Below are 23,500 nucleotides of genomic sequence, written 5' to 3'. Positions count from 1 at the left end.
TAAGGTTCGGGGATGCAGCTGGTTTCGGCCCACTCGACCGAGCTGTTCGTCGGGCCGCCGGACACACCGTTGCAGCTCGCCCGCGTCACCGTTTCCGCAGTGGCCGCCCCGACCCCGGTCCGCGTCGACGGGGACGGCTTGGCCGGGGAGGCCGTGGCCGGGGTCGGCGACGCGGTGATCGAGGTCCCGGTGCTGGTGGACCGTCCGGTCGTCGGGCAGCGGCGGGCGGCCCGGGCGCTGGCCGCCGGCGCCGCCGAGCCTTTCGAGTTCGTTGTGGCCGAGCCCGGCTGGACCATGTTCATGGTCAGCCACTTCCACTACGACCCGGTCTGGTGGAACACCCAGGGCGCGTACACCAGCGAGTGGACCGAGGACCCGCCGGGCCGCGCCCGGCAGACGAACGGCTTCGAGCTGGTGCACGCGCACCTGGAAATGGCCCGCCGCGAGCCCGAGTACAAGTTCGTGCTGGCCGAAGTGGACTACCTCAAGCCGTACTGGGACACCCGCCCCGAGGACCGCGCCGACCTGCGCCGGTTCATCGCGCAGGGCCGCGTCGAGGTGATGGGCGGCACCTACAACGAACCCAACACCAACCTGACCAGCCCGGAAACGACCATCCGAAACCTGGTGCACGGCATGGGCTTTCAGCGGGATGTGCTGGGCGCCGACCCGGCCACGGCCTGGCAGCTGGACGTCTTCGGCCACGACCCGCAGTTTCCCGGGCTGGCCGCCGACGCCGGGCTGACGTCGAGCTCGTGGGCCCGCGGCCCGCACCACCAGTGGGGGCCGGCGCTGGGCGGTGGCGACATCGAGCGGATGCAGTTCAGCAGCGAATTCGAATGGATCGCGCCGTCGGGCCGCGGCCTGCTCACCCATTACATGCCCGCGCACTACTCGGCGGGCTGGTGGATGGACTCGGCGACGTCGGTGGCCGAGGCCGAGGGCGCCACGCTCGAGCTGTTCGAACAGCTCAAGAAGGTCGCGCTGACGCGAAACGTGCTGCTGCCCGTCGGCACCGACTACACGCCGCCGAACAAGTGGGTCACCGCCATCCACCGCGACTGGGGCGCGCGCTACACCTGGCCGCGCTTCGTGTGCGCGCTGCCGCGGGAGTTCTTCGCGGCCGTGCGCGCCGAACTGGCCGAGAGCGGCCGCGCGCCGTCGCCGCAGACCCGGGACATGAACCCGATCTACACCGGCAAGGACGTGTCCTTCATCGACACCAAGCAGGCCAACCGGGCCGCGGAGAACGCCCTCCTGGAGGCCGAGCGGTTCGCGGTGTTCGCCGGGCTGATGGCCGGCGCCGAGTACCCGCAGGCGGCGCTGGCCAAGGCGTGGGTGCAGCTCGCGTACGGGGCGCACCACGACGGCATCACCGGCTCGGAATCCGACCAGGTCTACCTCGACCTGCTGACCGGCTGGCGCGACGCGTGGGAGCTGGGCCGCGCGACGCGCGACGCGTCGCTGGCGCTGCTTTCCAGCGCGGTCGGCGGTGACGTCGTGGTGTGGAATCCGCTGGCGCAGAAGCGAACGGACGTCGTCACCGCGCGGCTCGACCCGCCAATGGCCGGCGGGGTCCGGGTGCTGGACGCCGAGGGTGCCGAGATGCCCGCACACGTCGAGCGCGGCGGCCGGTCGGTCACCTGGCTGGCGCGGGAGGTGCCGTCGTTGGGGTGGCGGGCCTACCGGCTGGTTTCCCACGACGGCCCGAGCGGCTGGGAACCCGTGGCGGGCTCGGCGATCGCGAACGAGCACTACCGCTTGGAGGTCGACCCCTCGCGTGGCGGGGGAGTCGTGTCCCTGGTCGCGGACGGCCGTGAGCTGATCGCCGAGGGCCGGGTGGGCAACGAGCTCGCGGTCTACGAGGAGTACGCGGCGCACCCGGCGCAGGCCGAGGGCCCGTGGCACCTGCTGCCCAGGGGGCCGGTGGTGTGCTCGTCGGAGTCGCGGGCGCGGGCGCGGGCCTACCGCGGCCCGCTGGGGCAGCGGATCGTCGTCACCGGGCGGATCGGCAGCCTGCTGCGCTACACCCAGACCCTGACGCTGTGGCGCGGGATACCGCGGGTGGACTGCCGCACCACCATCGACGAATTCACCGGGGCCGACCGCCTGGTGCGGCTGCGCTGGCCGTGTCCGGTGCCGGGCGCCATGCCGGTCAGCGAGGTCGGTGACGCCGTGGTGGGGCGGGGCTTCGCGTTGCTGCATGACGGGACCGAATCGGTGGACACCGCGCGGCACCCGTGGACGCTGGACAACCCCGCCTACGGCTGGTTCGGCCTGTCCTCGGCGGCGCGGGTCCGGGTGGGCCCGCCGCACAGCCAAGCCGTGCGCGCGATCTCGGTGGCCGAGGTGGTGTCCCCGGACGAGGCGGTGTCCGGTCCGCTCGCCCGCGAGCTGATGGTTGCGCTGGTCCGCGCCGGGGTGACGGCGACCTGCAGCGGCGCGGACAAGCCGCGCTACGGCCACCTCGACGTCGATTCGAATCTGCCCGACGTGCGCATCGCGCTGGGCGGACCGGCCCGCAACGCGTTCACCAAGGCGGTGCTGGCGCAGGCCGCCCCGGTGTACGCCGACGAACTCGACCGCCAGCTGGCGACGACGGGGCGGGCCAGGGTCTGGGTGCCGGCCGCGACGGCGTTGGCCGCGGTGTGGGTGCCGAGCGCGGACCTGCGCGCGCCGGACGCGCTGCCGGTGCTGGTGATTGCCGGCCGCGACGCGGAGAGCCTGGCCGCCGAGATCGCATCGGTGGCCGACGACCTCGGCGACGCCGAAATCGTGGTAAGCCAACGGGCGCCGGCGGGAACCGGCGAATTCGAGGACCGCACCGTCGCCCTGCTCAACCGGGGCGTGCCCAGCTTCGCCGTCGACACCGAGGGCACCCTGCACACCGCGCTGCTGCGGTCCTGCACCGGTTGGCCGTCGGGCATCTGGATCGATGAGCCCCGCCGCACCGCCCCGGACGGCTCGAACTTCCAACTGCAGCACTGGACACACGTTTTCGATTACGCGCTGGTCTGCGGGGCGGGCGACTGGCGGCGCGCCGAGATCCCCAGCCGCAGCGCGCAGTTCTCCCACCCGCTGCTGGCGTGCGCGTCCGGCCGGGCGGGGGGCGCGTCGCCCGCGGCGGGATCCCTGCTGAGCGTCGAGCCGGCCGGCCGGGTGCAGCTGGCGGCGCTCAAGGCGGCCGGCAACCCGCTCACGGCGGGTAGCGCCCGGCCGGTCGACCCGAGCGCGGTGGCCCTGCGACTGGTGGAGACGACGGGGTCGCCAGCCAGCGTGGTGATCGGCTCGGACATCGGCGAGGTCAGCGACTTCCGCGGCGCCGACCTCCTCGAAACGCCGCGCGCCGGCGGCCGCCCGCTCGACCTGCACGGCTATCAGGTGGCCACCGTGCTGGCCCGATTCCAAACGCCCCCCGTGCCGACGGGGCCGCGCGCGCTGGCCCCGCACGCCGAAGCCGCCCAGCCGCTGTACGCGCGCTACTGGTTGCACAACCGGGGCCCCGCCCCGCTCGGCGGGCTGCCGGCCGTCGCTCATCTGCATCCCGCGCGGGCGGCCGCCGAGCCCGGCGGCGAGGTCATGCTGCGCCTCACGGCGGCCAGCGACTGCAGCGACGCCACCCTGACCGGGGCGGTCACCCTGGTGTGTCCGCAGGGCTGGTCGGCCAAGCCCGACGAGCTCCCCCTGACACTGCGCAGCGGCGAATGCCTCGAAACCGACGTCGCGGTGTCGGTGCCCGCCCGCGCCGAGCCGGGGCTGTACCCGGTCCGCGCCCAGCTTCGCATCGGCGGAGAAGAGGTCCCGCCCGCGTGGCGACAGGCGGTCGAGGATGTCTGCCTGGTCGAGGTCGGCCCGTGCGCCGGGGCGCAGCCGGTCTACCTGGTCGACGGGCCGGCCGACGTCGAGGTGACCGCCGGTTCCTCGGCGACGCTGACCGTCAGGGTCGGCACCCACGCCGGGGCGGACCTGGCGCTCGAGGCGCACCTGATCAGCCCGTGGGGCACGTGGGAGTGGCTGGGCCCCGCCGCCGTGGGTGCCGTGCTGCCCGCCCACGGCACCGTTGACGTCCACTTCGACGTGAACCCGCCGGCCGGGCTGGACCCCGGCCAGTGGTGGGCCCTGGTCCGGTTCGGCTGCGCCGGCCGGTTGGTCTACACCCCGGCGGTAAGGGTGACGGTGACATGAGCGTGGTTGCGACGGTTGCCGGCGTCCCGATCCTGGTCGACGAGGTCGACGTGGCCGAAGCGCGGTTGCGCGGCGGGCCGGCCGCGGCCGGGCTGCCGGCCGGCGGGACCGCGGAGGGGCGTCAACTGCGGCGCTGGCTGACCCAGCTGATCGTGACCGGGCGGGTTGTCGCCGCCGAGGCAGACGCGCGCGGCCTGGGCGGGGCGGGTGCGCCGACCGAGGCCGAGCTGCTGCCCGACGCGACGGCCCGGCTGGAGCTCGGCAGCGTCGCCGCGGCCGCGCTGGCCGACCCGCGGGCGCGGGCGCTGTTCGCCGACATCACCGCCGCGGTGCGCGTCACCGACGAGGAGGTGGCCGCCTACCACGCCCGCAACCCGCTCCGGTTCGCCGAACCGCGTCACGAGCAGCACGGCTGGCGGGGCCCGGCACCGATCGGGCCGCCGCTGGACGACGTGCGGCCGGCGATCGCCGACCACCTGCGGGGCGCCGCGCGACGGCGCGCCTTCCGGGTCTGGCTGGACGAGCGGCGGGCCCAGCTGGTGCGGCTCGCTCCCGGCTACGAGCATCCCGGCGACCCCCGCCAACCCGACAACGTCCACCGGCACTGATCGCGATGCTCACCCTCTGCCTGGACATCGGCGGCACCAAGATCGCCGCCGGCCTCGCCGATCCCGATGGCACGCTGGTGCACACCGTCATCCGGCCCACGCCGGGCGGCGGTGGGGCCGAGGAGGTCTGGGCCGCGGTCGAAGCGGCCATCGCCGACGCGCTGCGCGCGGCCGACGGTGCGGTCGCCGCCGTGGGCATCGGTTCCGCCGGCCCCATCGACCTGCGCGGCGGAACCGTCAGCCCCATCAACATCAAGGCCTGGCAAGGGTTCCCGCTGCGCGACAGGGTGGCCGCCGCCGTGCCGGGTGTGCCCGTGCGGCTCGGCGGCGACGGCTTGTGCATGGCGCTGGGTGAGCACTGGCGCGGCGCGGGTCGCGGCGCCGATTTCCTGCTGGGCATGGTGGTGTCCACCGGTGTGGGCGGCGGATTGGTGCTCGGTGGCGTCCCCTACACCGGCCGCACCGGCAATGCCGGCCACGTCGGGCACGTGGTGGTGGAGGACGAGGGGCCGCCCTGCGTGTGCGGCGGCCGCGGCTGCGTCGAGACCATCGCGTCCGGCCCGTCGATGGTGCGGTGGGCGCGGGCCAACGGTTGGTCCGCACCGCCCGCCGCGGGCGCCCGGGACCTGGCCGCCGCGGCGGCGGCCGGGGAGCCCGTCGCCGACCGGGCGTTCCGCCGGGGGGCCACCGCGCTCGCGGCGATGATCGCCTCGGTCGGTGCGGTCTGCGACCTGGACCTCGTCGTCATCGGGGGAGGCGTCGCGAACTCCGGCCGCCTGCTCTTCGACCCCTTGCGGGCGAAGCTGGCCGAGTACGCCAGGCTGGACTTCCTGGCCGGTCTGCGGGTGGTGCCCGCCGAACTCGCCGGCGAGGCCGGACTGGTCGGGGCCGCCCGGCTGGCGGCCCTCGACTGACCGCCCCGACCACCTGGACGCGGCCGTTTTGGCTGACGGGGGCGGGTCAGGCTATCCTGATGGCCGATCCACCGAAGACCGTCGGTCACCGAGAAATCGGTTGAAGGTCCGGGAGCATCCCGGCGGCCCACGCAGGAGGACGAGGCAACAACGCCGGCACCTGCCGGCGTCTTTCACGCCCCGGCCGCTTCCTGCGCCGGGGCGTACTTCATTCTCAGGCGTTCCTCCGGTGATCACAGACGACACGTCGCATCGCTTTCACTTCAGGAGGTACGCATGGCCCGGGCTGACAAAGCCACCGCCGTTGCAGACATCGCCGAGCAGTTCAGGGAGGCGACCGCGACCCTGATCACCGAGTACCGCGGTTTGACCGTGGCCAACCTGGCCGACCTGCGCCGGTCGCTGAGCGGTTCGGCGACCTACTCGGTGGCCAAGAACACGCTGATCAAGCGGGCGGCGTCGGAAGCCGGCGTCGAAGGTCTCGACGAACTGTTCGCCGGACCCACCGCCATCGCGTTCGTCACCGGGGAACCGGTCGACGCGGCCAAGGCCATCAAGACCTTCGCCAAGGACAATAAGGCGCTGGTCATCAAGGGCGGCTACATGGACGGCCGCGCGTTGACCGTCGCCGAGGTCGAGCGCATCGCCGACCTGGAGTCGCGCGAGGTGCTGCTGGCCAAGCTGGCCGGCGCGATGAAGGGCAACCTCGCGAAGGCCGCCGGCCTGTTCAACGCGCCCGCCTCGCAGGTTGCCCGCCTGGCGGCCGCCCTGCAGGAGAAGAAGGCCGCAGAAGCCCCCGCGGCGGCTGCACCGGCCGCCCCAGAACCAGCTTCGGAAGCACCCACCGAGGCTCCGGAATCCCCGGCCGAAGCCGAATAACCCCAACCGCAAATTAGGAAGGACCCACACACCATGGCGAAAATGTCTACCGACGACCTGCTCGACGCCTTCAAGGAAATGACCCTGTTGGAGCTCTCCGACTTCGTCAAGAAGTTCGAGGAGACCTTCGAGGTCACCGCGGCCGCTCCGGTCGCCGTCGCCGCGGCCGGCCCGGCCGCCGGTGGCGCACCCGCCGAGGCCGCCGAGGAGCAGTCCGAGTTCGACGTCATCCTCGAGGCCGCCGGCGACAAGAAGATCGGCGTCATCAAGGTGGTCCGCGAGATCGTCTCCGGCTTGGGCCTCAAGGAGGCCAAGGACCTGGTCGACGGCGCGCCCAAGCCGCTGCTCGAGAAGGTCGCCAAGGAGGCCGCCGAGGAGGCCAAGACCAAGCTCGAGGCCGCCGGCGCCACCGTCACCGTCAAGTAGCTCCACTCGCAAAACCCCCGGGACCGCCCTGCGGCGCTCCCGGGGGTTTTCGTGTGCTCAGCCTGCCGACCGCAGGGATTGCGCCACCCGTTCTGGTGAATCGCCCAGCGCCACAAACAGTTTCAGCGTCATTGATTTCATCACCGGCGCGACAGCGGCGCCGTCGTCGCCGTAGAAGCCGGCCAATTCGAGCATGACGAACCCGTGAAGCAACGCCCAGAACTGGGCGGCTGTGGAAACGACGGTCGCGTCGTCGGCCGCGGAACCGACGTTGATACGCCCCGCCCGCGCGGACCGCTGCACTGCGCGAACCACATGCGCGAAGCTGGGAATATGCCGCTCGATCTCGGCGACCGTGAGGGCCAACACGTTGCCCGCCGGGGCATGAATGCCATGAGCGCTGGTACTGCCGAACATCAGGCGATACATGTGCGGTCGCTCGATCGCATAGCGCCGGTACGCGGCTCCGAGCGCGAACACGTCTGCGACCGGGTCGGCGGTCTCCGGCACCCTCAGCGCGGCGTCGAACTGCCGATAACCCTCCGCGGCCACCTCGGCGATCAGGCCGCGCATTCCGCCGAAATGCGTGTACACCGCCATCGTCGACGTTCCGGCCGCGCCGGCGACCTTGCGGGTCTGCAGCGCGTCGGGCCCATGCTCGTTGAGCAGGTCGACGGCCGCGGACAGCATCTCGTCACGGACACTGCGCTGCCCGGCCGGCGTGGTGCCCGAAGTCGCCTCTGAAGTCATCGTTGCCATCTTCCCATCCGCGGCGTACGGTGCCTATAACAACGTCATATCAATGTTATAGGAGCTCAGCGATGACGTCCGCGCAAATCGCCGAAACCCGGAATCCCTATCTGGAGGGTCTGCTGGCGCCGGTGCGCGCCGAAGTGACCGCCACCGACCTGCCGGTCACCGGTCGCATCCCCGAGCACCTCGACGGACGCTATCTGCGCAACGGGCCGAACCCGGCCGAGGAGGTCGACCCCGCCACCTATCACTGGTTCAGCGGCGACGGGATGGTGCACGGCGTCGCGTTGCGCGACGGCAAAGCCCAGTGGTACCGCAACCGCTGGGTACGCAGCCTGTCGGTGTGCGCCGCCCTGGGCGAGCCGACGCCGGGCCGGCTCGACCCGCGGGCGGGGATGCTCTCGCTGGGCGCCAACACCAACGTCCTGGCCCACGCCGGTCGCACCCTGGCGCTGATCGAGGGCGGTGTGGCCAACTACCAGCTGACCGACGAGCTGGACACCATCGGGACGTGCGACTTCGACGGCACCCTGGCCGGCGGCTACACCGCCCACCCGCACCGCGACCCGCGCACCGGCGAATTGCACGCCGTCTCTTACTCGTTCGCCCGCGGGCGAACCGTGCAGTACTCGGTGATCGACACCCAAGGGCGCGCGCGCCGCACGGTGGACATCGAGGTGTCGGGGTCGCCGATGATGCACGACTTCTCGCTGACCGACTCCTACGTCGTCGTCTATGACCTGCCGGTGACGTTCGACCCGATGCAGGTGCTGCCGGTGACCATGCCCCGCTGGTTCGGCCTGCCGGCCCGGCTGGTGATGCAGTCGCTGATCGGGCGCGTGCGGGTGCCGAGCCCGCTGAACGCGATGATGAACCGAAACCCGAGGCACTCCGACCGGATGCCCTACGCCTGGGACCCCGACTACCCGGCGCGCATCGGGGTCATGCCGCGCGAGGGCACAAACTCCGACATCCGCTGGTTCGACATCGAACCCTGCTACGTCTACCACCCACTCAACGCCTACTCCGAGATGCGGGACGGGACCGAGGTTTTGGTGCTCGACGTGGTGCGGTACGCGCGGATGTTCGACCGCGACCGGCGCGGCCCCGGCGAAGCCCCGCCGACCCTCGAGCGCTGGACCGTCAACCTCGCGACCGGCGTGGTGAGCACAGAATGTCGTGACGACCGGCCGCAGGAATTCCCGCGGATCAACGAGACGCTGCTGGGCCGGGAACACCGCTTCGGCTATACCGTCGGCGCGTCCTTCCAGGGCGCCACGTCCGCGCTGTACAAGCACGACTACGTCACCGGGGGCAGCGTTGTTGCGCCGCTCGATCCGGACCTTTTGCTCGGCGAGATGTCCTTTGTGCCCAACCCCGGCGCCTCCCCAGAAGAACCAGCCGAGGACGACGGCATTCTGCTGGGCTACGGCTATCACCGCGGCCGCGACGAAGGCCAGTTGGTGTTGCTGGACGCCGTGACGCTCGAGTCGGTGGCCACCGTGCATTTGCCGCAGCGGGTGCCGATGGGCTTCCACGGCAACTGGGCGCCCACTGGCTAACGTGAGTTGAATAGGACGCCCGCCGCCGAGCGCGGCGGGATCTCAGGTCAGCCAATTTTTGTCGGCTGTGCCGCGCAACCCTGATGCCGTGCAGCAAGCGTGCGCTACAGTGACTCATGCCACATAAAAGGGCAGGTGGCGGGCATGAGCGTCGACGGAAGGATCTCCCATGGGTGTCGCTATTGAGGTGAACGGCCTCACGAAGTCCTTCGGGTCGTCGCGGATTTGGGAAGACGTGACGCTGGAGATCCCCGCCGGGGAGGTCAGCGTGCTGCTGGGCCCGTCGGGTACCGGCAAATCGGTGTTCCTGAAGTCGCTGATCGGTCTGCTGCGGCCGGAGCGCGGCTCGGTCGTCATCGACGGCACCGACATCCTGCAGTGCTCGGCCAAAGAGCTCTACGAGATCCGCACGCTGTTCGGCGTCATGTTCCAGGACGGCGCGCTGTTCGGGTCGATGAACCTGTTCGACAACGCCGCCTTCCCGCTGCGCGAGCACACCAAGAAAAAGGAAGGCGAGATCCGTGACATCGTCATGGAGAAGCTGACCCTGGTGGGTCTGGGCGGCGACGAGAAGAAGTTCCCCGGCGAGATCTCGGGTGGTATGCGCAAGCGCGCCAGCCTGGCCCGCGCCCTGGTGATGGACCCGCAGATCATCCTTTGCGACGAGCCCGACTCGGGTCTGGACCCGGTTCGTACCGCCTACCTGAGCCAGCTGATCCTCGACATCAACGCCCAGATCGACGCCACCGTCCTGATCGTCACGCACAACATCAACATCGCGCGCACCGTGCCGGACAACATGGGCATGCTTTTCCGGCGCAAGCTGGTCATGTTCGGCCCGCGCGAGGTGCTGCTGACCAGCGACGAGCCGGTCGTGCGGCAGTTCCTCAACGGCCGCCGCATCGGGCCGATCGGCATGTCCGAGGAAAAGGACGAGTCGACCATGGCCGAAGAGCAGGCCGCCCTCGAGGCCGGTCAGCACGCCGGCGGTGTCGAGGAGATCGAGGGAGTGCCCCCGCAGATCGTCGCCTCGCCGGGAATGCCGGAGCGCAAGGCCGTCGCCCGCCGCCAGGCGCGGGTGCGCGAGATTCTGCACACGCTGCCGCAGAAGGCGCAGGCCGCGATCATCGACGACATGGAGGGCACCCACAAGTACCGCGCGCACGAAGTCGGCGACTAGACGCCCGGTCCGAGTTTTCGCGATAACTTCGCGTAACTCTCCCGGCCCGCCCCCTTGACGACGGGCCGTAAACCGGCCAGTCTGTTGGGCAGCATGTATCCAGTGGAAAGTCGAGATGCCAGCCAGCGCCGATGTCCCTGGATCGCTTGTGCTGGACAGTTGAGGAATGCGCCGCCCTGCGCTATTGTTGGACGTTGCGCTGGCTACCTCCTGCCCACCTCACCCGCCACTTGACAATGTGGTCTAAGCCTGAGCCCCCTCTAGCGGCTTAGTTCTTTAGTTGTGCGCGTGAGATTGGGACAGATCGTTCGCCGGCCAAACCGACACAATTCGCGGCGAACAGACCGGTGGTTCCGGTTCTCGTGAGTCGCACGAGGTGCTGGAAGGATGCATCTTGGCTGATTCCCGCCAGAGCAAAACGGATCGCCCACAAAGTTCCTCTAATGGAAGTTCCCTAAACGGCTCCGTACCCGGAGCGCCTAACCGAGTTTCTTTCGCCAAGCTCCGCGAACCGCTCGAGGTTCCCGGCCTGCTCGACGTGCAGATCGACTCCTTCGAGTGGTTGATCGGCTCGCCGCGTTGGCGCGAGGCCGCGGCCGCCCGCGGCGACGTCAAGCCGGTGGGTGGTCTCGAGGAGGTGCTCGACGAGCTCTCCCCGATCGAGGACTTCTCCGGCTCGATGTCGCTGTCGTTCTCCGACCCCCGTTTCGACGAGGTCAAGGCGCCGGTCGACGAGTGCAAAGACAAGGACATGACGTACGCGGCCCCGCTGTTCGTCACGGCCGAGTTCATCAACAACAACACCGGCGAGATCAAGAGCCAGACGGTGTTCATGGGTGACTTCCCGATGATGACCGAGAAGGGCACCTTCATCATCAACGGGACCGAGCGCGTGGTCGTCAGCCAGCTGGTGCGCTCGCCCGGCGTGTACTTCGACGAGAGCATCGACAAGTCCACCGAGAAGCTGCTGCACAGCGTCAAGGTGATCCCCAGCCGCGGCGCGTGGCTGGAGTTCGACGTCGACAAGCGCGACACCGTCGGCGTGCGCATCGACCGCAAGCGCCGCCAGCCCGTCACCGTGCTGCTCAAGGCGCTCGGCTGGACCAACGAGCGGATCCACGAGCGGTTCGGCTTCTCCGAGATCATGATGGGCACGCTGGAGAAGGACAACACCGCCGGCACCGACGAGGCGCTGCTGGACATCTACCGCAAGCTGCGTCCGGGCGAACCGCCGACCAAGGAGTCCGCGCAGACGCTGCTGGAGAACCTGTTCTTCAAGGAGAAGCGCTACGACCTGGCCCGCGTCGGCCGCTACAAGGTCAACAAGAAGCTGGGCCTGCACGCCGGTGAGCCGATCACGTCGTCGACGCTGACCGAGGAAGACGTCGTCGCCACCATCGAATACCTGGTTCGCCTGCACCACGCCGCTCAGGATGGCCATGCCCGAGTTATGACTGTCCCGGGTGGCATCGAGGTGCCGGTGGAAACCGACGACATCGACCACTTCGGCAATCGCCGGTTGCGTACCGTCGGCGAGTTGATCCAGAACCAGATCCGGGTCGGCATGTCCCGGATGGAGCGGGTCGTCCGCGAGCGGATGACCACGCAGGACGTCGAGGCGATCACGCCGCAGACGCTGATCAACATCCGGCCGGTGGTCGCCGCCATCAAGGAGTTCTTCGGCACCAGCCAGCTCTCCCAGTTCATGGACCAGAACAACCCGCTGTCGGGTCTCACCCACAAGCGCCGGCTGTCGGCGCTGGGCCCCGGTGGTCTGTCCCGTGAGCGGGCCGGCCTGGAGGTCCGCGACGTGCACCCGTCGCACTACGGCCGGATGTGCCCGATCGAGACCCCCGAGGGTCCCAACATCGGTCTGATCGGCTCGCTGTCGGTGTACGCCCGGGTCAACCCGTTCGGCTTCATCGAGACCCCCTACCGCAAGGTGGTCGACGGTGTGGTCACCGACGAGATCCACTACCTGACCGCCGACGAGGAGGACCGCCACGTCGTGGCGCAGGCCAACTCGCCGATCGACGGCAGCGGCCGGTTCGAAGAGTCGCGCGTGCTGGTTCGCCGCAAGGCGGGCGAGGTCGAGTACGTGCCGTCGTCCGAGGTGGACTACATGGACGTCTCGCCGCGCCAGATGGTTTCGGTGGCCACGGCCATGATTCCGTTCCTCGAGCACGACGACGCCAACCGTGCCCTGATGGGTGCCAACATGCAGCGCCAGGCGGTTCCGCTGGTGCGCAGCGAGGCGCCGCTGGTGGGGACCGGCATGGAACTGCGCGCCGCGATCGACGCCGGCGACGTCGTCGTCGCGGACAAGGCCGGGGTGATCGAGGAGGTCTCCGCCGACTACATCACCGTGATGGCCGACGACGGCACCCGGCACACCTACCGGATGCGCAAGTTCGAGCGCTCCAACCACGGCACGTGCGCCAACCAGTCGCCGATCGTGGACGCCGGGGACCGGGTCGAGGCCGGCCAGGTCATCGCCGACGGTCCGTGCACCGAGAACGGCGAGATGGCGCTGGGCAAGAACCTGCTCGTGGCGATCATGCCGTGGGAGGGCCACAACTACGAGGACGCGATCATCCTCTCCAACCGCCTGGTCGAAGAGGACGTGCTCACCTCGATCCACATCGAGGAGCACGAGATCGACGCCCGCGACACCAAGCTGGGCGCCGAGGAGATCACCCGGGACATCCCGAACGTCTCCGACGAGGTGCTGGCTGACCTCGACGAGCGCGGCATCGTCCGCATCGGCGCCGAGGTCCGCGACGGCGACATCCTGGTCGGCAAGGTCACCCCGAAGGGGGAGACGGAGCTGACCCCGGAGGAGCGGCTGCTGCGGGCGATCTTCGGTGAGAAGGCCCGCGAGGTCCGCGACACTTCGCTCAAGGTGCCGCACGGCGAGTCCGGCAAGGTCATCGGCATCCGGGTGTTCTCCCGCGAGGACGACGACGAGCTGCCCGCCGGTGTCAACGAGCTGGTGCGCGTTTACGTGGCCCAGAAGCGGAAGATCTCCGACGGCGACAAGCTCGCCGGCCGGCACGGCAACAAGGGCGTGATCGGCAAGATCCTGCCCGTCGAGGACATGCCGTTCCTGCCGGACGGCACGCCGGTGGACATCATCTTGAACACCCACGGTGTGCCGCGACGGATGAACATCGGCCAGATTCTGGAGACCCACCTCGGGTGGGTGGCCAAGTCCGGCTGGAACATCGAGGGTTCGCCCGACTGGGCCGCCAGCCTGCCGAAGGAGCTGCAGAGCGCGGAGCCGAACGCCATCGTCTCGACGCCGGTGTTCGACGGTGCCCGGGAGGCGGAGCTGCAGGGGCTGCTGTCCTGCACGCTGCCCAACCGGGACAACGAGGTGATGGTCAACGGCGACGGCAAGGCGGTGCTTTTCGACGGCCGCAGCGGCGAGCCGTTCCCGTACCCGGTGACGGTGGGCTTCATGTACATCATGAAGCTGCATCACCTGGTGGACGACAAGATCCACGCCCGCTCCACCGGTCCGTACTCGATGATCACCCAGCAGCCGCTGGGTGGTAAGGCGCAGTTCGGTGGCCAGCGGTTCGGTGAGATGGAGTGCTGGGCCATGCAGGCTTACGGCGCCGCGTACACGCTGCAGGAGCTGTTGACCATCAAGTCCGACGACACGGTCGGCCGGGTCAAGGTGTACGAGGCGATCGTCAAGGGCGAGAACATCCCCGAGCCGGGCATCCCCGAGTCGTTCAAGGTGCTGCTCAAGGAGCTGCAGTCGCTGTGTCTGAACGTCGAGGTGCTCTCGTCGGACGGCGCGGCGATCGAATTGCGCGAAGGCGAGGACGAGGACCTCGAGCGGGCTGCGGCCAACTTGGGAATCAACTTGTCGCGCAACGAATCCGCCTCCGTTGAGGACCTGGCTTAATCACTTTTAGTTACTAAACCCGCAAGGGGAAAGGGAGTTACGTGCTCGACGTCAACTTCTTCGATGAACTCCGTATCGGCCTGGCCACCGCGGAGGACATCAGGCAATGGTCTTACGGCGAGGTCAAGAAGCCGGAGACGATCAACTACCGCACGCTGAAGCCGGAGAAGGACGGCCTGTTCTGCGAGAAGATCTTCGGACCGACTCGCGACTGGGAGTGCTACTGCGGCAAGTACAAGCGCGTCCGCTTCAAGGGCATCATCTGCGAGCGCTGCGGCGTCGAGGTGACCCGCGCCAAGGTCCGCCGCGAGCGGATGGGCCACATTGAGCTGGCCGCGCCCGTCACGCACATCTGGTACTTCAAGGGTGTGCCGAGCCGGCTCGGTTACCTGCTCGACCTCGCCCCGAAGGATCTCGAGAAGATCATTTACTTCGCGGCGTACGTGATCACGTCGGTCGACGACGAGATGCGGCACAACGAGCTGTCCACGCTCGAGGCCGAAATGATGGTGGAGCGCAAGGCCGTTGAGGACCAGCGCGATGCCGACCTGGAGGCCCGCGCGCAGAAGCTCGAGGCCGACCTGGCCGAACTGGAGGCCGAGGGCGCCAAGGCCGACGCGCGCCGCAAGGTGCGCGACGGCGGCGAGCGGGAGATGCGCCAGCTCCGGGACCGGGCCCAGCGTGAGCTGGACCGGCTGGAGGACATCTGGAGCACCTTCACCAAGCTGGCCCCCAAGCAGCTGATCGTCGACGAGAACCTCTACCGCGAGCTGGTCGACCGCTACGGTGAATACTTCACCGGCGCCATGGGCGCGGAGTCGATCCAGAAGCTCATCGAGAACTTCGACATCGACGCCGAGGCCGAGATCCTGCGCGACGTCATCCGAAATGGCAAGGGGCAGAAGAAGCTTCGTGCGCTCAAGCGTCTGAAGGTGGTCGCGGCGTTCCAGCAGTCGGGCAACTCGCCGATGGGCATGGTGCTCGACGCGGTGCCGGTCATCCCGCCGGAGCTGCGTCCGATGGTGCAGCTCGACGGTGGCCGGTTCGCCACGTCCGACCTGAATGACCTGTACCGCCGCGTGATCAACCGCAACAACCGCCTCAAGAGGCTGATCGACCTCGGTGCGCCCGAGATCATCGTCAACAACGAGAAGCGGATGCTGCAGGAGTCGGTCGACGCGCTGTTCGACAACGGCCGCCGCGGCCGCCCGGTCACCGGGCCGGGCAACCGTCCGCTGAAGTCGCTGAGCGATCTGCTCAAGGGCAAGCAGGGCCGGTTCCGCCAGAACCTGCTCGGTAAGCGTGTCGACTACTCGGGCCGTTCGGTCATCGTGGTCGGCCCGCAGCTCAAGCTGCACCAGTGCGGTCTGCCCAAGCTGATGGCGCTGGAGCTGTTCAAGCCGTTCGTGATGAAGCGGCTCGTCGACCTCAACCACGCGCAGAACATCAAGAGCGCCAAGCGAATGGTGGAGCGCCAGCGTCCCCAAGTGTGGGACGTCCTCGAAGAGGTCATTGCCGAGCACCCGGTGCTGCTGAACCGCGCACCCACCCTGCACCGGCTGGGCATCCAGGCCTTCGAGCCGATGCTGGTGGAAGGCAAGGCGATTCAGCTGCACCCGTTGGTTTGTGAGGCGTTCAACGCCGACTTCGACGGTGACCAGATGGCGGTGCACCTGCCGCTGAGCGCGGAGGCGCAGGCCGAGGCGCGCATCCTGATGCTGTCCAGTAACAACATCCTGTCGCCCGCTTCCGGGCGTCCGCTGGCCATGCCGCGTCTGGACATGGTGACCGGGCTGTACTTCCTCACCACCGAGGTCGATGGCGACAAGGGCGAATTCCGGGCGGCCGCAAAGGATCAGCCGGAGGTGGGCGTGTACTCCTCGCCGGCCGAGGCGATCATGGCCGCCGACCGCGGCGTGCTCTCGGTGCGGGCCAAGATCAAGGTGCGACTGACGCAGCTGCGTCCGCCCGCCGAGATCGAGGCGGAGGTGTTCGGTGCCAACGGCTGGCAGCCGGGCGACGCCTGGATGGCCGAGACCACGCTGGGCCGGGTGCTGTTCAACGAGCTGCTGCCGGTGGGCTACCCGTTCGTTAACAAGCAGATGCACAAGAAGGTGCAGGCCGCCATCATCAACGACCTGGCCGAGCGCTACCCGATGATCGTGGTCGCGCAGACCGTGGACAAGCTGAAGGACGCCGGTTTCTACTGGGCGACCCGCAGCGGTGTCACCGTTTCGATGGCCGACGTGTTGGTGCCGCCCCGCAAGAAGGAGATCCTCGACCAGTACGAGGAGCGGGCCGAGAAGGTCGAAAAGCAGTTCCAGCGCGGCGCTTTGAACCACGACGAGCGCAACGAGGCACTGGTGGAGATCTGGAAGGAAGCCACCGACGAGGTCGGTCAGGCGCTCCGCGAGCACTACCCCGCCGACAACCCGATCATCACGATCGTCGACTCGGGTGCCACGGGTAACTTCACCCAGACCCGAACGCTGGCCGGCATGAAGGGCCTGGTGACCAACCCGAAGGGTGAGTTCATCCCGCGCCCGGTCAAGTCGTCGTTCCGCGAGGGCCTGACCGTGCTGGAGTACTTCATCAACACGCACGGTGCTCGAAAGGGCTTGGCGGACACCGCGTTGCGTACCGCCGACTCGGGTTACCTGACCCGTCGTCTGGTGGACGTCAGCCAGGACGTCATCGTCCGCGAGCACGACTGCGAGACCGAGCGTGGCATCCTCGTCGAGCTGGCCGAGCGTCAGCCCGACGGCACCCTGATCCGCGACCCGTACATCGAAACCTCGGCGTACGCAAGGACTCTGGGCGCCGACGCGGTCGACGAGGCCGGCAACGTCGTGGTGCGCCGCGGTGAGGACCTGGGTGACCCGGAGATCGACGCCCTGCTGGCGGCCGGCATCACGCAGGTCAAGGTGCGCTCGGTGCTGACGTGCACCACCGGCACCGGCGTGTGCGCGACCTGCTACGGGCGGTCCATGGCCACCGGAAAACTGGTCGACATCGGCGAGGCCGTTGGTATCGTCGCCGCCCAGTCCATCGGTGAGCCCGGCACGCAGCTGACCATGCGCACCTTCCACCAGGGTGGTGTCGGTGAGGACATCACCGGCGGTCTGCCCCGCGTGCAGGAGCTGTTCGAGGCCCGCGTCCCGCGCGGCAAGGCCCCGATCGCCGACCTCACCGGGCGGGTGCAACTGGAGGAGGGCGAGCGCTTCTACAAGATCACCATCATTCCCGACGACGGGAGCGAGGAGGTCGTGTACGACAAGCTCTCCAAGCGTCAGCGTCTGCGGGTGTTCAAGCACGAGGACGGTTCCGAGCGGGTGCTGTCCGACGGCGACCACGTCGAGGTGGGCCAGCAGCTGATGGAGGGCTCGGCCGACCCGCACGAGGTGCTGCGCGTGCAGGGCCCCCGCGAGGTGCAGATCCACCTGGTCCGCGAGGTCCAGGAGGTCTACCGCGCCCAGGGTGTGTCGATCCACGACAAGCACATCGAGGTGATCGTCCGCCAGATGCTGCGCCGCGTCACCATCATCGACTCGGGCGCGACGGAGTTCCTGCCCGGTTCGCTGATCGATCGTGCGGAGTTCGAGGCGGAGAACCGCCGAGTGGTGGCCGAGGGCGGCGAGCCCGCCGCCGGCCGTCCGGTGCTGATGGGTATCACGAAGGCGTCGCTGGCCACCGATTCGTGGCTCTCGGCGGCGTCGTTCCAGGAGACCACGCGAGTGCTGACCGATGCGGCGATCAACTGCCGCAGCGACAAGCTCAACGGTCTGAAGGAGAACGTGATCATCGGAAAGCTGATCCCGGCCGGAACCGGCATCAACCGGTACCGCAACATCCAGGTGCAGCCGACCGAGGAGGCCCGGGCCGCCGCGTACACGATCCCGTCCTACGAGGACCAGTACTACAGCCCGGACTTCGGCCAGGCCACCGGTGCCGCGGTGCCGCTGGACGACTACGGGTACAGCGACTACCGCTAGTCGAGTATGGAAGAGCCCCCGGGATCCGTCCCGGGGGCTTTTTCTTTCTCCGAACGTCACGCTAGGGCGAGGATCGGCACCGAATGCGACCCTGGCGTTACGCTCGGCGACCGTCGACGATGAGTTCGGCCAGCGGTCCGGGTCTACCTTCTGACCGTCGAAGACCTCAGGAGGAACGCGTGGCCCAACTGCTCAGAGTCCAGAATTTCATGTTGTCGCGCGATGGGTTCGGCGCCGGCCTCAACCAGTGTTTCGAGCGCCCGTTCGGCGACGCCGACCAGGCTGCCCTGTTCGCCTGGGCCGGCGCGACCGCGAGTTGGGTGGGCCGCCGCGAACCCGGCGGGAGTCGCGGCCTCGACGACTACTTCACCCGCGACTACACCAACAACATCGGCGCGGAGATCATGGGCCGCAACAAGTTCAGCCCGTACCGCGGCCCCTGGCAGGACCACCCCGACTGGCAGGGGTGGTGGGGTGACGAACCGCCGTTCCACACCCCGGTGTTCGTCATGACGCACTATGACCGTCCGCCGTTGGCGCTGTCGGGCACGACGTTCCACTTCGTCTCCGGAGATCCGGCGAGCGTCCTGGATCAGGCGAAGCTGGCCGCCGGCGGCAAGGACGTCCGGCTCGGCGGTGGCGCGAGCACCGTGCGCCGATTTCTCGACGCGGGGCTCGTCGACGCTCTTCACGTTGCGGTCGCGGAGGTGGAGATCGGCGCCGGATCGCGCCTCTGGGAGTCCCCCGAAGAGCTTCAGGACAGGTTCCACCACGAGGTCGTGCCCAGCGCCAGTGGGGTCACGCATCACTTGTTCTGGCGGCGATGACGCCCGCTCGCCAACTACACTGGCCGCGTGCTCATCGGTTCACACGTCCACAACGACGACCCGCTGGCCGCCGCGCAGGCGGACGGCGCCGACGCGGTGCAGTTCTTCCTGGGCAACCCGCAGAGCTGGAAGAAGCCCAAGCCGCGCGACGACGCCGAGGTGCTCAAGGCGTCCACCATCCCGCTGTACGTCCACGCGCCGTACCTGATCAACGTGGCATCGGCCAACAACCGCATCCGCATCCCGTCGCGCAAGATCCTGCAGGACACCTGCGACGCCGCCTCGGAGATCAACGCGACGGCCGTGATCGTGCACGGCGGCCATGCCGACGACGACGACATGGAGGCCGGCTTCGAACGCTGGGTCAAGGCGCTGGACTACCTGGAAACCCAGGTGCAGGTCTACCTGGAGAACACCGCCGGCGGCGACCACGCGATGGCCCGCCACTTCGACACCATCGGCAGGCTCTGGGATCGCATCGGCGACAAGGGAATTGGATTCTGCCTGGACACCTGTCACGCCTGGGCCGCGGGTGAGGAGCTGATCGACGCGGTCGACAGGATCAGGGCCCTGACCGGACGCATCGACCTGGTGCACTGCAACGACTCGCGCGACGCCGCCGGCTCGGGTGCCGACCGGCACGCCAACTTCGGCACCGGCCAGATCGATCCCGAGCTGCTCGCCGCGGTCGTCAGGGCGGCCGATGCGCCGGTCATCTGCGAAACCGCAGACGAGGGCCGCAAGGACGACATCGCGTTCCTGCGGGAAAAGACCAGCGGCTGAGTTACGGCGTGCTCAGTCGGCTCGCGGCGCTTCTCGGAGTAGTCCTCCTGGCTGTGGGTTGTTCGCTGCTGAAACCTGAGCCGCCCTCGGGCTTCGTCACCGGCACCAGCTTGCACCACATCAATGTGGGCGGACACGATCGCAGCTATCGGCTCTACGAGCCCCGGGGAGCATCGGCTTCGGCGCCGCTCGTCGTGGTGCTGCACGGCTACTCCGGCAGCGCGAGGCAAGTCGAAAGGGATTACGGCTGGGACGAATTGGCCGATTCGGCCAAGTTCGTCGTCGCCTACCCGGACGGGCTGGACCGGGCCTGGGACGTCGACGGGGAGGGCTGCTGCGGCCGACCGGGCCGGGAGGGTGTCGACGACGTCGCCTTCGTCAGCGCGGCCGTCGCCGACATCGCCAAGCATGTGGGCACCAACCCCGCCAGGGTCTATGTCAGCGGCATGAGTAACGGCGGCATCATGGCCTACACGCTGGCGTGCGCCACCGACATCTTCGCGGCGATCGGCCCGGTGGCCGGCATCCAGCTGAACGAATGCCGGACCCCGCATCCCGTGTCGGTCATGCACATCCACGGCACCGCGGATCGGCTGGTGCCCTACGGCGGCGGGCAGGGTTTCAGCGTCATCAACGGACCCTCGGTACCCGACGTGAATGCGTTCTGGCGCAACGTCGATCGGTGCGCCGCGCCGGCCACCACGACGAATGGCCCCCTCACCACGTCGACGGCGGGATGTGCGGGCAGCCGCGGCGTCACGCTGATCACGATCGAGGCGGGCGGCCACGAGTGGCCCTCGTTCGCCGCGCGGACGCTGTGGGAATTCTTCACCGCGCACCCACGGTAACGCCCTATTACACCTCTTGTGCGACTGTCGGAAAAATGTAACATAGGTGGCATGTCGGATACGCATGTCGTCACCAACCAGGTCCCTCCGCTGGAGAACTACAACCCCGCGACGTCCACGGTGCTCGTCGAGGCACTGATCCGCGAGGGCGGGGAATGGGGCTCAGAAGAGGTGAACGAGGTGGGCGCGATCGCGGGTGGCCGCGAAGCGCAGCGGTGGGGCGAGCTCGCCGACCGCAACCGGCCCATCCTGCACACCCACGACAAGTACGGCCACCGGGTCGACGAGGTCGAGTACGACCCGGCCTACCACGAGCTGATGCGCACGGCGATCGCCGCCGGCATCCACGCCGCACCGTGGGCGGACGACCGCCCGGGCGCGCACGTGGTGCGCGCGGCGAAGATGTCGGTCTGGAACGTCGAGCCCGGCCACACCTGCCCGATCTCGATGACCTACGCCGTCGTTCCCGCGCTGCGCTACAACCCTGAGCTCGCGGCGGTCTACGAGCCCCTGCTGACCAGCCGTGAATACGATCCCGAACTCAAGCTGGCCACCACCAAGCGCGGCATCACCGCCGGCATGTCGATGACCGAGAAGCAGGGCGGGTCCGACGTGCGCGCCGGCACCACGCAGGCGAACCCGAACGGCGATGGCAGCTACAGCCTGACCGGCCACAAGTGGTTCACCTCGGCGCCGATGTGCGACATCTTCCTGGTGCTCGCGCAGGCGCCCGGTGGGCTGTCCTGCTTCCTGCTGCCGCGCATCCTCCCCGACGGCACCCGCAACCGAATGTTCCTGCAGCGGCTCAAGGACAAGCTCGGCAACCACGCGAACGCCTCGAGTGAGGTCGAGTACGACGGTGCGACCGCGTGGTTGGTGGGCGAGGAGGGCCGCGGCGTACCCACCATCATCGAGATGGTCAACCTCACCCGGCTGGACTGCACCCTGGGCAGCGCCACCAGCATGCGCACCGGATTGACCCGCGCCATCCACCACGCCCAGCACCGAAAGGCGTTCGGCGCCTACCTGATCGACCAGCCGCTGATGCGCAACGTGCTGGCCGACCTCGCCGTGGAGGCCGAAGCCGCGACCATCGTCGCGATGCGGATGGCCGGCGCCACCGACAAGGCGTTGCGCGGCGACGACCAGGAGGCGCTGCTGCGCCGCATCGGCCTGGCGGCCAGCAAGTACTGGGTGTGCAAGCGCGCCACCCCGCACGCCGCCGAAGCGCTGGAATGCCTGGGCGGCAACGGCTACGTCGAGGACTCGGGCATGCCGAGGCTGTTCCGCGAGGCGCCGCTGATGGGCATCTGGGAGGGCTCGGGCAACGTCAGTGCGCTGGACACGCTGCGCGCCATGGCCACTCGGCCCGAATGCGTCGAGGTGGTGTTCACCGAACTGGCCGAAAACGCCGGCGCGGACCCGCGACTGGGCGGTCACGTCGAGCGCCTGCGCCAAGACCTGACCGACCTGGACACCATCGCGCACCGGGCCCGCAAGGTCGCCGAGGACATCTGTCTCGCGCTGCAGGGCTCGCTGTTGGTGCGCCACGGCCACCCCGCCGTCGCCGAGGCCTTCCTGACAACCCGGCTCGACCGCCAGTGGGGTGGGGCCTACGGCACCATGCCCGCCGGCCTGGACCTGGCCCCGATCCTCGAGCGTGCGCTGGTCAAGGGCTGAGCCCCAATATGACTCACGCGATCAGGCCGGTCGACTTCGACAACCTGAAGACCATGACCTACGAGGTCACCGACCGGGTTGCCCGGATCACCTTCAACCGGCCGGAGAAGGGCAATGCGATCGTCGCGGACACGCCGCTGGAGCTCTCGGCGCTGGTCGAGCGCGCCGACCTCGACCCCAATGTGCACGTCATCCTGGTGTCCGGCCGCGGTGAGGGGTTCTGCGCGGGCTTCGACCTGAGCGCCTACGCCGACCGCACCGGCTCGGCCGGCGGGACCGGGGCCTATGCGGGCACCGTACTGAGCGGAAAAACCCAGGCGGTCAACCACTTACCCGACCAGCCCTGGGACCCGATGATCGACTATCAGATGATGAGCCGGTTCGTGCGCGGTTTCTCCAGCCTGATGCACGCCGACAAGCCGACCGTGGTCAAGATCCACGGTTACTGCGTGGCCGGCGGCACCGACATCGCGCTGCATGCCGACCAGGTGATCGCCGCCGCCGACGCCAAAATCGGCTACCCGCCCACGCGGGTGTGGGGCGTCCCGGCGGCCGGGCTGTGGGCGCACCGGCTCGGCGACCAGCGCGCCAAGCGCCTGCTGTTCACCGGTGATTGCATCACCGGCGCGCAGGCCGCCGAATGGGGCCTGGCGGTCGAGGCGCCGGACCCGGCGGATCTCGACGAACGCACCGAACGGCTCGTGCAGCGGATCGCCGCGGTGCCCGTCAATCAGCTGATGATGGTCAAGCTCGCGCTGAATTCGGCTCTGCTGCAACAGGGTGTGGCCACCAGCAGGATGGTCAGCACCGTGTTCGACGGCGTTGCCCGGCATACGCCCGAGGGGCACGCCTTCGTCGCCGACGCCGTGGAGCACGGCTTCCGGGACGCGGTGCGGCATCGCGACGAACCCTTCGGTGACTACGGCCGCCGCGCGTCACAGGTGTAA

The 23,500-nt window shown here is 69.0% G+C and carries 15 protein-coding genes; 14 read left to right on the top strand and 1 reads right to left on the bottom strand.

What is annotated here, in order from left to right:
- Window positions 1-12 precede the first annotated feature (12 nt).
- The 5 genes from H7J89_RS16265 to rplL all read left to right on the top strand — a co-directional run bounded on the left by H7J89_RS16265 (window position 13) and on the right by rplL (window position 7,012).
- The gene (locus H7J89_RS16265) at window positions 13-4,185 is read left to right on the top strand and encodes a glycoside hydrolase family 38 N-terminal domain-containing protein (RefSeq protein ID WP_264044663.1); all 4,173 of its coding nucleotides are present in this window, start codon (window positions 13-15) and stop codon (window positions 4,183-4,185) included.
- Window positions 4,182-4,793: a DUF7158 domain-containing protein gene (locus H7J89_RS16260; protein WP_264044662.1), complete on the top strand. Its 612-nt coding sequence runs from the start codon at window positions 4,182-4,184 to the stop codon at window positions 4,791-4,793. Before H7J89_RS16265 ends, H7J89_RS16260 begins: the two co-directional genes overlap by 4 nt.
- Before the next feature lie 5 nt (window positions 4,794-4,798).
- Entirely contained in the window at window positions 4,799-5,707 is a 909-nt protein-coding gene (locus H7J89_RS16255) for an ROK family protein (protein ID WP_264044661.1), read from the top strand.
- 276 nt (window positions 5,708-5,983) lie between these two features.
- Window positions 5,984-6,586 carry a 50S ribosomal protein L10 gene (rplJ, locus tag H7J89_RS16250; RefSeq protein ID WP_264044660.1) on the top strand — a complete coding sequence of 201 codons (603 nt, stop codon included), beginning with the start codon at window positions 5,984-5,986 and terminating at the stop codon, window positions 6,584-6,586.
- 33 nt (window positions 6,587-6,619) lie between these two features.
- Window positions 6,620-7,012 carry a 50S ribosomal protein L7/L12 gene (gene rplL / locus H7J89_RS16245; protein ID WP_066951972.1) on the top strand — a complete coding sequence of 131 codons (393 nt, stop codon included), beginning with the start codon at window positions 6,620-6,622 and terminating at the stop codon, window positions 7,010-7,012.
- 57 nt (window positions 7,013-7,069) lie between these two features.
- Here rplL and H7J89_RS16240 read toward each other — a convergent pair whose 3' ends face one another.
- Window positions 7,070-7,771, bottom strand: coding sequence for a TetR/AcrR family transcriptional regulator (locus H7J89_RS16240; RefSeq protein WP_372513785.1), 702 nt, complete (start codon window positions 7,769-7,771; stop codon window positions 7,070-7,072).
- A 62-nt stretch (window positions 7,772-7,833) separates the two neighbouring features.
- On the opposite strand from H7J89_RS16240, the gene H7J89_RS16235 reads away from it, so the two are divergent.
- The 9 genes from H7J89_RS16235 to H7J89_RS16195 all read left to right on the top strand — a co-directional run bounded on the left by H7J89_RS16235 (window position 7,834) and on the right by H7J89_RS16195 (window position 23,500).
- The gene (locus H7J89_RS16235) at window positions 7,834-9,327 is read left to right on the top strand and encodes a carotenoid oxygenase family protein (RefSeq protein WP_264044658.1); all 1,494 of its coding nucleotides are present in this window, start codon (window positions 7,834-7,836) and stop codon (window positions 9,325-9,327) included.
- 169 nt (window positions 9,328-9,496) lie between these two features.
- The gene (locus H7J89_RS16230; protein WP_066951969.1) at window positions 9,497-10,507 is read left to right on the top strand and encodes an ABC transporter ATP-binding protein; all 1,011 of its coding nucleotides are present in this window, start codon (window positions 9,497-9,499) and stop codon (window positions 10,505-10,507) included.
- 394 nt (window positions 10,508-10,901) lie between these two features.
- Entirely contained in the window at window positions 10,902-14,423 is a 3,522-nt protein-coding gene (gene rpoB / locus H7J89_RS16225) for a DNA-directed RNA polymerase subunit beta (RefSeq protein WP_264044657.1), read from the top strand.
- A 41-nt stretch (window positions 14,424-14,464) separates the two neighbouring features.
- On the top strand, window positions 14,465-18,415 hold the full coding sequence (locus H7J89_RS16220) for a DNA-directed RNA polymerase subunit beta' (protein WP_264044656.1): 3,951 nt from the start codon (window positions 14,465-14,467) through the stop codon (window positions 18,413-18,415).
- Window positions 18,416-18,594: 179 nt separating this feature from the next.
- The gene (locus tag H7J89_RS16215) at window positions 18,595-19,242 is read left to right on the top strand and encodes a dihydrofolate reductase family protein (protein WP_264044655.1); all 648 of its coding nucleotides are present in this window, start codon (window positions 18,595-18,597) and stop codon (window positions 19,240-19,242) included.
- A 27-nt stretch (window positions 19,243-19,269) separates the two neighbouring features.
- Complete coding sequence (locus tag H7J89_RS16210; protein WP_264044654.1) at window positions 19,270-20,025, top strand: deoxyribonuclease IV; 756 nt, start codon at window positions 19,270-19,272, stop codon at window positions 20,023-20,025.
- A gap of 8 nt (window positions 20,026-20,033) precedes the next feature.
- Window positions 20,034-20,873 (top strand): CE1 family esterase, encoded by an 840-nt coding sequence (locus tag H7J89_RS16205; RefSeq protein WP_264044653.1) that lies wholly within the window; start codon window positions 20,034-20,036, stop codon window positions 20,871-20,873.
- Between the two features lie 51 nt (window positions 20,874-20,924).
- The gene (locus tag H7J89_RS16200; RefSeq protein WP_264044652.1) at window positions 20,925-22,553 is read left to right on the top strand and encodes an acyl-CoA dehydrogenase family protein; all 1,629 of its coding nucleotides are present in this window, start codon (window positions 20,925-20,927) and stop codon (window positions 22,551-22,553) included.
- An 8-nt stretch (window positions 22,554-22,561) separates the two neighbouring features.
- Window positions 22,562-23,500, top strand: coding sequence for a crotonase/enoyl-CoA hydratase family protein (locus H7J89_RS16195; protein WP_067211782.1), 939 nt, complete (start codon window positions 22,562-22,564; stop codon window positions 23,498-23,500).

The organism is Mycobacterium paraffinicum (assembly GCF_025822865.1).
Taxonomy (GTDB): domain Bacteria; phylum Actinomycetota; class Actinomycetes; order Mycobacteriales; family Mycobacteriaceae; genus Mycobacterium; species Mycobacterium paraffinicum.
This window is presented reverse-complemented; position numbering and strand designations above follow the sequence as displayed.